Source organism: Bacillus mycoides, assembly GCF_000832605.1.
Lineage (GTDB): Bacteria > Bacillota > Bacilli > Bacillales > Bacillaceae_G > Bacillus_A > Bacillus_A mycoides.
The window spans coordinates 393,581-407,500 of the sequence record NZ_CP009692.1 but is presented as its reverse complement, the minus strand read 5'-3'; the positions used below and the strand labels follow the sequence as shown (position 1 = coordinate 407,500).

Sequence of the window (13,920 nt, the reverse complement as noted above, 5' to 3'; positions counted from 1 at the left end):
AAGGTAGCCGTATCGGAAGGTGCGGCTGGATCACCTCCTTTCTATGGAGAATTGATGAACGCAGTTCATCAATAAACGTTGACTTGTTTTGTTTCGTTCAGTTTTGAGAGAACTATCTCTCAAGTTTAAATGTATGTTCTTTGAAAACTAGATAACAGTGTAGCTCATATTTTTTTAATTTTAGTTTGGTTAAGTTAGAAAGGGCGCACGGTGGATGCCTTGACACTAGGAGTCGATGAAGGACGGGACTAACGCCGATATGCTTCGGGGAGCTGTAAGTAAGCTTTGATCCGAAGATTTCCGAATGGGGAAACCCACTATACGTAATGGTATGGTATCCTTACCTGAATACATAGGGTATGGAAGACAGACCCAGGGAACTGAAACATCTAAGTACCTGGAGGAAGAGAAAGCAAATGCGATTTCCTGAGTAGCGGCGAGCGAAACGGAATCTAGCCCAAACCAAGAGGCTTGCCTCTTGGGGTTGTAGGACATTCTATACGGAGTTACAAAGGAACGAGGTAGACGAAGCGACCTGGAAAGGTCCGTCACAGAGGGTAACAACCCCGTAGTCGAAACTTCGTTCTCCCTTGAATGTATCCTGAGTACGGCGGAACACGTGAAATTCCGTCGGAATCTGGGAGGACCATCTCCCAAGGCTAAATACTCCCTAGTGATCGATAGTGAACCAGTACCGTGAGGGAAAGGTGAAAAGCACCCCGGAAGGGGAGTGAAAGAGATCCTGAAACCGTGTGCCTACAAATAGTCAGAGCCCGTTAATGGGTGATGGCGTGCCTTTTGTAGAATGAACCGGCGAGTTACGAGTCCCGTGCGAGGTTAAGCTGAAGAGGCGGAGCCGCAGCGAAAGCGAGTCTGAATAGGGCGTTTAGTACGTGGTCGTAGACCCGAAACCAGGTGATCTACCCATGTCCAGGGTGAAGTTCAGGTAACACTGAATGGAGGCCCGAACCACGCACGTTGAAAAGTGCGGGGATGAGGTGTGGGTAGCGGAGAAATTCCAATCGAACCTGGAGATAGCTGGTTCTCCCCGAAATAGCTTTAGGGCTAGCCTTAAGTGTAAGAGTCTTGGAGGTAGAGCACTGATTGAACTAGGGGTCCTCATCGGATTACCGAATTCAGTCAAACTCCGAATGCCAATGACTAATCCTTAGGAGTCAGACTGCGAGTGATAAGATCCGTAGTCAAGAGGGAAACAGCCCAGATCGCCAGCTAAGGTCCCAAAGTGTGTATTAAGTGGAAAAGGATGTGGAGTTGCTTAGACAACTAGGATGTTGGCTCAGAAGCAGCCACCATTTAAAGAGTGCGTAATAGCTCACTAGTCGAGTGACTCTGCGCCAAAAATGTACCGGGGCTAAATACACCACCGAAGCTGCGAATTGATACCAATGGTATCAGTGGTAGGGGAGCGTTCTAAGTGCAGTGAAGTCAGACCGGAAGGACTGGTGGAAGCGCTTAGAAGTGAGAATGCCGGTATGAGTAGCGAAAGACGGGTGAGAATCCCGTCCACCGAATGCCTAAGGTTTCCTGAGGAAGGCTCGTCCGCTCAGGGTTAGTCAGACCTAAGCCGAGGCCGACAGGCGTAGGCGATGGACAACAGGTTGATATTCCTGTACCACCTCTTTATCGTTTGAGCAATGGAGGGACGCAGAAGGATAGAGAAGCGTGCGATTGGTTGTGCACGTCCAAGCAGTTAGGCTGATAAGTAGGCAAATCCGCTTATCGTGAAGGCTGAGCTGTGATGGGGAAGCTCCTTATGGAGCGAAGTCTTTGATTCCCCGCTGCCAAGAAAAGCTTCTAGCGAGATAAAGGTGCCTGTACCGCAAACCGACACAGGTAGGCGAGGAGAGAATCCTAAGGTGTGCGAGAGAACTCTGGTTAAGGAACTCGGCAAAATGACCCCGTAACTTCGGGAGAAGGGGTGCTTTCTTAACGGAAAGCCGCAGTGAATAGGCCCAAGCGACTGTTTAGCAAAAACACAGGTCTCTGCGAAGCCGTAAGGCGAAGTATAGGGGCTGACACCTGCCCGGTGCTGGAAGGTTAAGGAGAGGGGTTAGCGTAAGCGAAGCTCTGAACTGAAGCCCCAGTAAACGGCGGCCGTAACTATAACGGTCCTAAGGTAGCGAAATTCCTTGTCGGGTAAGTTCCGACCCGCACGAAAGGTGTAACGATTTGGGCACTGTCTCAACCAGAGACTCGGTGAAATTATAGTACCTGTGAAGATGCAGGTTACCCGCGACAGGACGGAAAGACCCCGTGGAGCTTTACTGTAGCCTGATATTGAATTTTGGTACAGTTTGTACAGGATAGGCGGGAGCCATTGAAACCGGAGCGCTAGCTTCGGTGGAGGCGCTGGTGGGATACCGCCCTGACTGTATTGAAATTCTAACCTACGGGTCTCATCGACCCGGGAGACAGTGTCAGGTGGGCAGTTTGACTGGGGCGGTCGCCTCCTAAAGTGTAACGGAGGCGCCCAAAGGTTCCCTCAGAATGGTTGGAAATCATTCGTAGAGTGCAAAGGCATAAGGGAGCTTGACTGCGAGACCTACAAGTCGAGCAGGGACGAAAGTCGGGCTTAGTGATCCGGTGGTTCCGCATGGAAGGGCCATCGCTCAACGGATAAAAGCTACCCCGGGGATAACAGGCTTATCTCCCCCAAGAGTCCACATCGACGGGGAGGTTTGGCACCTCGATGTCGGCTTATCGCATCCTGGGGCTGTAGTCGGTCCCAAGGGTTGGGCTGTTCGCCCATTAAAGCGGTACGCGAGCTGGGTTCAGAACGTCGTGAGACAGTTCGGTCCCTATCCGTCGTGGGCGCAGGAAATTTGAGAGGAGCTGTCCTTAGTACGAGAGGACCGGGATGGACGCACCGCTGGTGTACCAGTTGTTCTGCCAAGGGCATAGCTGGGTAGCTATGTGCGGAAGGGATAAGTGCTGAAAGCATCTAAGCATGAAGCCCCCCTCAAGATGAGATTTCCCATAGCGTAAGCTAGTAAGATCCCTGAAAGATGATCAGGTTGATAGGTTCGAGGTGGAAGCATGGTGACATGTGGAGCTGACGAATACTAATAGATCGAGGACTTAACCATATAATATGAAGCAATGTTATCTAGTTTTGAAAGAATATAAAAAACTTGTTGACTTTCAAAAGTTAATGAGTTATAATAATTCTTGTCTTAAATGAATATAGTCTGGTAATGATGGCAGAGAGGCCACACCCGTTCCCATACCGAACACGGAAGTTAAGCTCTCTAGCGCCGATGGTAGTTGGGACCTTGTCCCTGTGAGAGTAGGACGTTGCCAGGCAATTCGGAGGATTAGCTCAGCTGGGAGAGCACCTGCCTTACAAGCAGGGGGTCGGCGGTTCGATCCCGTCATCCTCCACCATTTAGCCGACTTAGCTCAATTGGTAGAGCAACTGACTTGTAATCAGTAGGTTGGGGGTTCAAGTCCTCTAGTCGGCACCAGTTTTTAATTGTACGAGCCATTAGCTCAGTTGGTAGAGCATCTGACTTTTAATCAGAGGGTCGAAGGTTCGAATCCTTCATGGCTCACCATTTTAATGAAATATGCGGGTGTGGCGGAATTGGCAGACGCACTAGACTTAGGATCTAGCGCCTTTGGCGTGGGGGTTCGACTCCCTTCACCCGCACTTTTAATAAAATAACTCAAACATGTCTTGCGGAAGTAGTTCAGTGGTAGAATACAACCTTGCCAAGGTTGGGGTCGCGGGTTCGAATCCCGTCTTCCGCTCCAATTTTCAGTATGACATGCCGGGGTGGCGGAACAGGCAGACGCACAGGACTTAAAATCCTGCGGTGGGTGACCACCGTGCGGGTTCGACCCCCGCCCTCGGCACCATATGCGCCCGTAGCTCAATTGGATAGAGCGTTTGACTACGGATCAAGAGGTTAGGGGTTCGACTCCTCTCGGGCGCGTTTTTTTCGGGAAGTGGCTCAGCTTGGTAGAGCACCTGGTTTGGGACCAGGGGGTCGCAGGTTCAAATCCTGTCTTCCCGATACTTGTTTGGGGCCTTAGCTCAGCTGGGAGAGCGCCTGCCTTGCACGCAGGAGGTCAGCGGTTCGATCCCGCTAGGCTCCACCAAAAAAGTTCTTTGAAAACTGAACGAAACAAACAACGTGAACGTCAATTTTTATTTTTAGATGCTAGACAAACTAACTTTATTGGAGAGTTTGATCCTGGCTCAGGATGAACGCTGGCGGCGTGCCTAATACATGCAAGTCGAGCGAATGGATTAAGAGCTTGCTCTTATGAAGTTAGCGGCGGACGGGTGAGTAACACGTGGGTAACCTACCCATAAGACTGGGATAACTCCGGGAAACCGGGGCTAATACCGGATAATATTTTGAACTGCATAGTTCGAAATTGAAAGGCGGCTTCGGCTGTCACTTATGGATGGACCCGCGTCGCATTAGCTAGTTGGTGAGGTAACGGCTCACCAAGGCGACGATGCGTAGCCGACCTGAGAGGGTGATCGGCCACACTGGGACTGAGACACGGCCCAGACTCCTACGGGAGGCAGCAGTAGGGAATCTTCCGCAATGGACGAAAGTCTGACGGAGCAACGCCGCGTGAGTGATGAAGGCTTTCGGGTCGTAAAACTCTGTTGTTAGGGAAGAACAAGTGCTAGTTGAATAAGCTGGCACCTTGACGGTACCTAACCAGAAAGCCACGGCTAACTACGTGCCAGCAGCCGCGGTAATACGTAGGTGGCAAGCGTTATCCGGAATTATTGGGCGTAAAGCGCGCGCAGGTGGTTTCTTAAGTCTGATGTGAAAGCCCACGGCTCAACCGTGGAGGGTCATTGGAAACTGGGAGACTTGAGTGCAGAAGAGGAAAGTGGAATTCCATGTGTAGCGGTGAAATGCGTAGAGATATGGAGGAACACCAGTGGCGAAGGCGACTTTCTGGTCTGTAACTGACACTGAGGCGCGAAAGCGTGGGGAGCAAACAGGATTAGATACCCTGGTAGTCCACGCCGTAAACGATGAGTGCTAAGTGTTAGAGGGTTTCCGCCCTTTAGTGCTGAAGTTAACGCATTAAGCACTCCGCCTGGGGAGTACGGCCGCAAGGCTGAAACTCAAAGGAATTGACGGGGGCCCGCACAAGCGGTGGAGCATGTGGTTTAATTCGAAGCAACGCGAAGAACCTTACCAGGTCTTGACATCCTCTGAAAACTCTAGAGATAGAGCTTCTCCTTCGGGAGCAGAGTGACAGGTGGTGCATGGTTGTCGTCAGCTCGTGTCGTGAGATGTTGGGTTAAGTCCCGCAACGAGCGCAACCCTTGATCTTAGTTGCCATCATTAAGTTGGGCACTCTAAGGTGACTGCCGGTGACAAACCGGAGGAAGGTGGGGATGACGTCAAATCATCATGCCCCTTATGACCTGGGCTACACACGTGCTACAATGGACGGTACAAAGAGCTGCAAGACCGCGAGGTGGAGCTAATCTCATAAAACCGTTCTCAGTTCGGATTGTAGGCTGCAACTCGCCTACATGAAGCTGGAATCGCTAGTAATCGCGGATCAGCATGCCGCGGTGAATACGTTCCCGGGCCTTGTACACACCGCCCGTCACACCACGAGAGTTTGTAACACCCGAAGTCGGTGGGGTAACCTTTATGGAGCCAGCCGCCTAAGGTGGGACAGATGATTGGGGTGAAGTCGTAACAAGGTAGCCGTATCGGAAGGTGCGGCTGGATCACCTCCTTTCTATGGAGAATTGATGAACGCAGTTCATCAATAAACGTTGACTTGTTTTGTTTCGTTCAGTTTTGAGAGAACTATCTCTCAAGTTTAAATGTATGTTCTTTGAAAACTAGATAACAGTGTAGCTCATATTTTTTTAATTTTAGTTTGGTTAAGTTAGAAAGGGCGCACGGTGGATGCCTTGACACTAGGAGTCGATGAAGGACGGGACTAACGCCGATATGCTTCGGGGAGCTGTAAGTAAGCTTTGATCCGAAGATTTCCGAATGGGGAAACCCACTATACGTAATGGTATGGTATCCTTACCTGAATACATAGGGTATGGAAGACAGACCCAGGGAACTGAAACATCTAAGTACCTGGAGGAAGAGAAAGCAAATGCGATTTCCTGAGTAGCGGCGAGCGAAACGGAATCTAGCCCAAACCAAGAGGCTTGCCTCTTGGGGTTGTAGGACATTCTATACGGAGTTACAAAGGAACGAGGTAGACGAAGCGACCTGGAAAGGTCCGTCACAGAGGGTAACAACCCCGTAGTCGAAACTTCGTTCTCTCTTGAATGTATCCTGAGTACGGCGGAACACGTGAAATTCCGTCGGAATCTGGGAGGACCATCTCCCAAGGCTAAATACTCCCTAGTGATCGATAGTGAACCAGTACCGTGAGGGAAAGGTGAAAAGCACCCCGGAAGGGGAGTGAAAGAGATCCTGAAACCGTGTGCCTACAAATAGTCAGAGCCCGTTAATGGGTGATGGCGTGCCTTTTGTAGAATGAACCGGCGAGTTACGATCCCGTGCGAGGTTAAGCTGAAGAGGCGGAGCCGCAGCGAAAGCGAGTCTGAATAGGGCGTTTAGTACGTGGTCGTAGACCCGAAACCAGGTGATCTACCCATGTCCAGGGTGAAGTTCAGGTAACACTGAATGGAGGCCGAACCCACGCACGTTGAAAGTGCGGGGATGAGGTGTGGGTAGCGGAGAAATTCCAATCGAACCTGGAGATAGCTGGTTCTCCCCGAAATAGCTTTAGGGCTAGCCTTAAGTGTAAGAGTCTTGGAGGTAGAGCACTGATTGAACTAGGGGTCCTCATCGGATTACCGAATTCAGTCAAACTCCGAATGCCAATGACTTATCCTTAGGAGTCAGACTGCGAGTGATAAGATCCGTAGTCAAGAGGGAAACAGCCCAGATCGCCAGCTAAGGTCCCAAAGTGTGTATTAAGTGGAAAAGGATGTGGAGTTGCTTAGACAACTAGGATGTTGGCTCAGAAGCAGCCACCATTTAAAGAGTGCGTAATAGCTCACTAGTCGAGTGACTCTGCGCCGAAAATGTACCGGGGCTAAATACACCACCGAAGCTGCGAATTGATACCAATGGTATCAGTGGTAGGGGAGCGTTCTAAGTGCAGTGAAGTCAGACCGGAAGGACTGGTGGAGCGCTTAGAAGTGAGAATGCCGGTATGAGTAGCGAAAGACGGGTGAGAATCCCGTCCACCGAATGCCTAAGGTTTCCTGAGGAAGGCTCGTCCGCTCAGGGTTAGTCAGGACCTAAGCCGAGGCCGACAGGCGTAGGCGATGGACAACAGGTTGATATTCCTGTACCACCTCTTTATCGTTTGAGCAATGGAGGGACGCAGAAGGATAGAAGAAGCGTGCGATTGGTTGTGCACGTCCAAGCAGTTAGGCTGATAAGTAGGCAAATCCGCTTATCGTGAAGGCTGAGCTGTGATGGGGAAGCTCCTTATGGAGCGAAGTCTTTGATTCCCCGCTGCCAAGAAAAGCTTCTAGCGAGATAAAAGGTGCCTGTACCGCAAACCGACACAGGTAGGCGAGGAGAGAATCCTAAGGTGTGCGAGAGAACTCTGGTTAAGGAACTCGGCAAAATGACCCCGTAACTTCGGGAGAAGGGGTGCTTTCTTAACGGAAAGCCGCAGTGAATAGGCCCAAGCGACTGTTTAGCAAAAACACAGGTCTCTGCGAAGCCGTAAGGCGAAGTATAGGGGCTGACACCTGCCCGGTGCTGGAAGGTTAAGGAGAGGGGTTAGCGTAAGCGAAGCTCTGAACTGAAGCCCCAGTAAACGGCGGCCGTAACTATAACGGTCCTAAGGTAGCGAAATTCCTTGTCGGGTAAGTTCCGACCCGCACGAAAGGTGTAACGATTTGGGCACTGTCTCAACCAGAGACTCGGTGAAATTATAGTACCTGTGAAGATGCAGGTTACCCGCGACAGGACGGAAAGACCCCGTGGAGCTTTACTGTAGCCTGATATTGAATTTTGGTACAGTTTGTACAGGATAGGCGGGAGCCATTGAAACCGGAGCGCTAGCTTCGGTGGAGGCGCTGGTGGGATACCGCCCTGACTGTATTGAAATTCTAACCTACGGGTCTCATCGACCCGGGAGACAGTGTCAGGTGGGCAGTTTGACTGGGGCGGTCGCCTCCTAAAGTGTAACGGAGGCGCCCAAAGGTTCCCTCAGAATGGTTGGAAATCATTCGTAGAGTGCAAAGGCATAAGGGAGCTTGACTGCGAGACCTACAAGTCGAGCAGGGACGAAAGTCGGGCTTAGTGATCCGGTGGTTCCGCATGGAAGGGCCATCGCTCAACGGATAAAAGCTACCCCGGGGATAACAGGCTTATCTCCCCCAAGAGTCCACATCGACGGGGAGGTTTGGCACCTCGATGTCGGCTCATCGCATCCTGGGGCTGTAGTCGGTCCCAAGGGTTGGGCTGTTCGCCCATTAAAGCGGTACGCGAGCTGGGTTCAGAACGTCGTGAGACAGTTCGGTCCCTATCCGTCGTGGGCGCAGGAAATTTGAGAGGAGCTGTCCTTAGTACGAGAGGACCGGGATGGACGCACCGCTGGTGTACCAGTTGTTCTGCCAAGGGCATAGCTGGGTAGCTATGTGCGGAAGGGATAAGTGCTGAAAGCATCTAAGCATGAAGCCCCCCCTCAAGATGAGATTTCCCATAGCGTAAGCTAGTAAGATCCCTGAAAGATGATCAGGTTGATAGGTTCGAGGTGGAAGCATGGTGACATGTGGAGCTGACGAATACTAATAGATCGAGGACTTAACCATATAATATGAAGCAAATGTTATCTAGTTTTGAAGGAATATACCTTCATAGTTTGGTGATGATGGCAGAGAGGTCACACCCGTTCCCATACCGAACACGGAAGTTAAGCTCTCTAGCGCCGATGGTAGTTGGGACCTTGTCCCTGTGAGAGTAGGACGTCGCCAAGCAAGATAAAAACACAAGTCTTTTGACTTGTGTTTTTTTGTGTTTCTTTTTACAATTCATAGTAATTTAAAAAATCTTTACTTAAAGAATCGTCCTTTTGATTAAAGACAGGGAAATGTGGCTAGGATAGTGAATAAGCAAAAGAGTTGCAAATTTTTTTAATACGTATATAATTAAAGTCAAAGATAGTCAAAGTCAATAAAGGTGGCGGATAAATGAGAAATATATCTGATATCATTGAGAAATATCTAAAGCAAGTTATTGACTTAAGCAATAATAATGCGATTGAAATCAAGAGGAATGAGGTCGCTGATCGATTCGATTGTGTGCCGTCTCAAATCAACTATGTAATCAATACCCGTTTTACGTTAGAAAGAGGATTTGTAGTAGAAAGTAAACGAGGTGGAGGAGGTTACATTCGCATTATAAAAGTCAAACTGCATGATGATATAGACATTATTGATCAAATGCTTCATATGATTGATCATAGCGTTGCACAAGGAAATGCTGAAAGTATGATTATACGTTTAATAGAAGAAGGAATTATAACAAATCGTGAAGCTAAACTTATGTTAAGCGTACTAGATCGTTCTGTATTATTAATGGATGTTCCTTCTCGAGATGAACTTAGGGCTCGAATATTATGCGCAATGTTAAGAACACTGAAATATAAATAAATATAACTTTTGTTAAGAATGATAGCTAAGATAATGCAGTTTAATATTGTAGGGATTTTGAAAGATGACATGTGCTTTTACTAAATGGATTAAGGAAAGAGAACAATCTAGTAATGTATGAAAAGTATCATGAGATAGATCGTTCCTGTTGTAAAGGTGGGGGATAGCGATGACTTGTCAAAACTGTAATATAAGACCAGCAACTTTACATTATACAAAAGTAATCAACGGAAAAAAGGCGGAAGTTCATCTTTGCGAGCAATGTGCAGAACAAAGTGGCTATACGTCTTTCTTTCAATCACCGCAGTCTAATTTTTCATTCCATGACCTATTAGCCGGATTATTGCATAGTGAACCAGTAATGTTTGAAGAAGGGCAAGATGCATTTTCAAATACAAATATATCAAGATGTCCGAATTGTAAGATGACATATGAACAATTTACAAAAGTGGGACGCTTTGGATGTGCTTCTTGTTACGATACATTTAAGGGGCATTTAAAACCATTGTTAAAACGTCTTCACGGTGGGCATACGGATCATTGTGGAAAAATTCCTGAACGTATAGAAGGAAATATCTACTTAAAGAAAGAATTAGATGAACTAAAACTCAATCTGAAACAATATGTACAGAAAGAGGAATTTGAGAAAGCGGCTGAAGTACGAGATAAAATTCGAGGTCTTGTAAATCAGCTTAGTGAGCATAGAGAGGGGGAATAGTTCTATGTCACTGGACAGAATCATGAATGAAGCGATTAGTCCATGGATGAAGGGAGATGGCCCTGATTCTGATATTGTTTTAAGTAGTCGAATTCGTTTGGCTCGTAATTTTAAAAAATATCAATTCTCTACTATGCAAAACGAGGAAGAAGCTAAGCAGATTCATGAGTTATTTAAGAAGAAGTTTATAAAAAAACCTGTAGAACCTTTTGGGGAGTTTGAACTATTAAAAATGAATGAATTAAATCCTCTTCAAAGGAGAGTTTTAGTTGAGAAGCATTTAATTAGTCCAAATCTTGCAGGAACAGAATACGGAGCATGCCTACTATCAGAAAGTGAACATATAAGTATCATGCTTAATGAAGAGGATCATGTTAGGATCCAGTGCCTATTTTCAGGTTTACAGTTATCAGAGGCGCTTCAAAGTGCCAATCAAATAGATAATTGGATCGAGGAGCAGGTTGAATATGCTTTTGATGAATCGCTTGGATATATTACGAGTTGTCCCACTAACGTCGGTACAGGATTAAGGGCTTCGGTAATGATTCATTTGCCGGGACTGGTTTTAACGAAAAGAATTAACCGTATTATACAAGTAATTCAAAAATTAGGGTTAGTAGTAAGAGGAATATACGGTGAAGGTAGCGAAGCGTTAGGTAATATATTTCAAGTGTCAAATCAAATGACACTAGGGAAATCAGAAGAAGATATTATTGCAGATTTAAAGAGTGTCATTCAACAAATCATCCATCAAGAAAAAACGGCTAGAGAATTAATTGTACAAAATTCAAGCATTGAGCTTGAAGATAAGGTATATCGTTCTTACGGAATACTAGCTAACAGTCGTTTAATTCAATCTGCAGAAGCAGCCACTTGCTTATCAGATGTACGGCTTGGTATTGACTTAGGATATATACAAGGTATATCGAGAAATATTTTAACTGAGTTAATGGTTCTTACTCAGCCAGGCATTTTGCAACAATATGCAGGAGGACCTTTAGGACCAGAAGAAAGAGATTATCGAAGAGCAACCTTAATCCGTGAGCGATTACGAATTGAACAAAATTAAGCGCAAGTAGGAGGCGATTTCTATGATGTTTGGAAGATTTACAGAACGAGCACAGAAAGTATTAGCTTTATCTCAAGAGGAAGCAATTCGCATTGGGCATAATAATATTGGAACAGAACATATTTTACTTGGGCTTGTACGCGAAGGTGAAGGAATTGCAGCAAAAGCGTTAATTGCTCTTGGATTAAGTCCAGAGAAAGTTCAAAAAGAGGTAGAAGCATTAATTGGACGTGGAACGGAAGCTTCTCAAACAGTACATTACACACCTCGTGCTAAAAAAGTTATTGAGTTGTCTATGGACGAAGCTCGTAAGCTAGGTCATTCCTACGTTGGAACAGAACATATTTTACTTGGTTTAATCCGTGAAGGTGAAGGTGTAGCAGCACGCGTTTTAAATAATTTAGGTGTAAGCCTAAATAAAGCAAGACAACAAGTGTTACAACTCCTTGGAAGTAATGAAGCTAGTTCAGGTCACCAGGGTGGTTCATCAACAAATGCGAATACACCTACACTTGACAGTCTAGCACGTGATTTAACAGTTGTTGCACGTGAAAATCGTTTAGATCCTGTTATTGGACGTAGTAAAGAAATTCAACGTGTAATTGAAGTGTTAAGCCGTAGAACAAAAAACAATCCAGTATTAATTGGAGAACCTGGTGTAGGTAAGACAGCAATTGCGGAAGGATTAGCACAGCAAATTGTAAATAATGAAGTTCCTGAAACTTTAAGAGATAAGCGTGTTATGACATTAGATATGGGTACAGTTGTTGCTGGAACAAAATATCGTGGTGAATTTGAGGATCGTTTAAAGAAAGTGATGGATGAGATTCGCCAAGCTGGTAACATCATTCTATTTATTGATGAGCTTCATACGTTAATTGGTGCAGGAGGGGCGGAAGGTGCAATTGATGCATCGAATATTTTAAAACCATCTTTAGCACGTGGTGAATTACAATGTATTGGTGCAACAACTTTAGACGAATATCGTAAATATATTGAAAAGGATGCGGCATTAGAAAGACGTTTCCAACCAATTCATGTTGATGAACCAAACTTAGAAGAATCAGTTCAGATTTTAAAAGGTTTACGTGACCGTTATGAGGCGCATCACCGCGTATCTATTACAGATGATGCAATCGATGCGGCTGTAAAACTTTCAGATCGTTACATTACAGACCGTTTTTTACCTGATAAAGCAATCGATTTAATTGATGAGGCTGCATCAAAAGTGCGCTTACGTTCTTATACAACACCGCCAAACTTAAAAGAGCTTGAAGTGAAGCTTGAGGAAATTAGAAAAGAAAAAGATGCAGCTGTACAAAGCCAAGAATTTGAAAAAGCTGCTTCCTTACGTGATATGGAACAACGTTTGCGTGAAAAGTTAGAAGATACAAAGCGTCAGTGGAAAGAGAAACAAGGACAAGAAAACTCAGAAGTAACAGTAGAAGATATTGCAAATGTCGTTTCCACATGGACGCGTATTCCAGTTTCTAAACTTGCACAAACAGAGACAGATAAATTATTAAACTTGGAATCAATTTTACATGATCGTTTAATTGGGCAGGATGAAGCAGTTGTAGCTGTGGCAAAAGCTGTTCGTCGTGCGAGAGCGGGATTAAAAGATCCGAAACGTCCAATTGGCTCATTTATTTTCCTAGGACCTACTGGTGTAGGTAAAACAGAACTAGCAAGGGCATTAGCGGAATCTATGTTCGGTGATGAGGATGCAATGATCCGCATCGATATGTCTGAGTACATGGAAAAGCATTCTACTTCTCGTTTAGTTGGATCTCCTCCAGGATATGTTGGATATGAAGAAGGTGGACAATTAACAGAGAAAGTTCGTCGTAAGCCATATTCAGTTGTCTTATTAGATGAAGTAGAGAAAGCTCATCCTGATGTGTTTAATATTTTACTACAAGTATTAGAAGATGGCCGTTTAACAGATTCTAAAGGACGTACAGTTGATTTCCGTAATACAATTGTTATTATGACGTCTAATGTTGGTGCAGACGCATTAAAACGTAATAAACATCTTGGATTTAACGTACAAGATGAGAGCCGCGATTATTCAGATATGAAAGGTAAAGTAATGGATGAATTGAAAAAAGCATTTCGTCCAGAATTCTTAAACCGTATTGATGAAATTATCGTGTTCCATATGCTTGAGAAAAAACATATTCAAGAAATTGTAACTCTTATGGTGAATCAGTTAGTGAATCGCTTAAAAGAACAAGAGATTGAATTGCATTTAACAGAAGGAGCAATTTCAGCAATTGCTGATAAAGGATTTGATCGAGAGTACGGTGCTCGTCCGCTTCGTAGAGCAATTCAAAAACATGTAGAAGATAGACTATCAGAAGAACTGTTAAAAGGTGCTATTGAGAAAGGACAAAAAGTTATCTTTGATATAGAAGGAGAATCATTTGTCATTCATAGTGCGGAAAAGGTAAAATAAGTATAGACAAACAAAGA

The 13,920-nt window shown here is 45.7% G+C and carries 4 protein-coding genes, 9 tRNA genes and 6 rRNA genes (1 of these 19 running past the window's edge); all 19 read left to right on the top strand.

Going from position 1 to position 13,920, the window contains the following annotated elements:
* Nucleotides 1-41: ribosomal RNA gene (locus BG05_RS03985) — 16S ribosomal RNA — on the top strand; it begins 1,511 nt to the left of the window's first position.
* Nucleotides 42-187: 146 nt separating this feature from the next.
* A 23S ribosomal RNA gene (locus BG05_RS03980) occupies nucleotides 188-3,107 on the top strand.
* Between the two features lie 101 nt (nucleotides 3,108-3,208).
* Nucleotides 3,209-3,324: ribosomal RNA gene (gene rrf, locus BG05_RS03975) — 5S ribosomal RNA — on the top strand.
* Nucleotides 3,325-3,329: 5 nt separating this feature from the next.
* Nucleotides 3,330-3,405, top strand: a tRNA-Val gene (locus tag BG05_RS03970).
* Nucleotides 3,406-3,409: 4 nt separating this feature from the next.
* A tRNA-Thr gene (locus BG05_RS03965) sits at nucleotides 3,410-3,485 on the top strand.
* Between the two features lie 14 nt (nucleotides 3,486-3,499).
* Nucleotides 3,500-3,575: transfer RNA gene (locus BG05_RS03960), tRNA-Lys, on the top strand.
* Nucleotides 3,576-3,589: 14 nt separating this feature from the next.
* Nucleotides 3,590-3,670: transfer RNA gene (locus BG05_RS03955), tRNA-Leu, on the top strand.
* Nucleotides 3,671-3,699: 29 nt separating this feature from the next.
* Nucleotides 3,700-3,774: transfer RNA gene (locus tag BG05_RS03950), tRNA-Gly, on the top strand.
* A 16-nt stretch (nucleotides 3,775-3,790) separates the two neighbouring features.
* A tRNA-Leu gene (locus BG05_RS03945) sits at nucleotides 3,791-3,879 on the top strand.
* A gap of 3 nt (nucleotides 3,880-3,882) precedes the next feature.
* Nucleotides 3,883-3,956 (top strand) — tRNA-Arg (locus tag BG05_RS03940).
* Between the two features lie 7 nt (nucleotides 3,957-3,963).
* Nucleotides 3,964-4,037: transfer RNA gene (locus BG05_RS03935), tRNA-Pro, on the top strand.
* A 9-nt stretch (nucleotides 4,038-4,046) separates the two neighbouring features.
* A tRNA-Ala gene (locus tag BG05_RS03930) sits at nucleotides 4,047-4,122 on the top strand.
* Between the two features lie 77 nt (nucleotides 4,123-4,199).
* Nucleotides 4,200-5,751, top strand: a 16S ribosomal RNA gene (locus BG05_RS03925).
* Nucleotides 5,752-5,897: 146 nt separating this feature from the next.
* Nucleotides 5,898-8,818, top strand: a 23S ribosomal RNA gene (locus tag BG05_RS03920).
* Between the two features lie 49 nt (nucleotides 8,819-8,867).
* Nucleotides 8,868-8,983 (top strand): 5S ribosomal RNA (gene rrf / locus BG05_RS03915).
* Together the 16S, 23S and 5S rRNA genes with 9 tRNA genes alongside form the textbook arrangement of a ribosomal RNA operon.
* Nucleotides 8,984-9,196: 213 nt before the next feature.
* Entirely contained in the window at nucleotides 9,197-9,658 is a 462-nt protein-coding gene (gene ctsR, locus BG05_RS03910; RefSeq protein WP_002029353.1) for a transcriptional regulator CtsR, read from the top strand.
* Between the two features lie 169 nt (nucleotides 9,659-9,827).
* Nucleotides 9,828-10,376, top strand: coding sequence for a protein-arginine kinase activator protein McsA (locus BG05_RS03905; RefSeq protein WP_002169333.1), 549 nt, complete (start codon nucleotides 9,828-9,830; stop codon nucleotides 10,374-10,376).
* Between the two features lie 4 nt (nucleotides 10,377-10,380).
* Nucleotides 10,381-11,445 carry a protein-arginine kinase McsB gene (locus BG05_RS03900; RefSeq protein WP_002169332.1) on the top strand — a complete coding sequence of 355 codons (1,065 nt, stop codon included), beginning with the start codon at nucleotides 10,381-10,383 and terminating at the stop codon, nucleotides 11,443-11,445.
* 22 nt (nucleotides 11,446-11,467) lie between these two features.
* A complete protein-coding gene (gene clpC, locus BG05_RS03895) occupies nucleotides 11,468-13,903 on the top strand; it encodes an ATP-dependent protease ATP-binding subunit ClpC (RefSeq protein ID WP_002063405.1) in 2,436 nt (811 codons plus the stop codon).
* Nucleotides 13,904-13,920 lie beyond the last annotated feature (17 nt).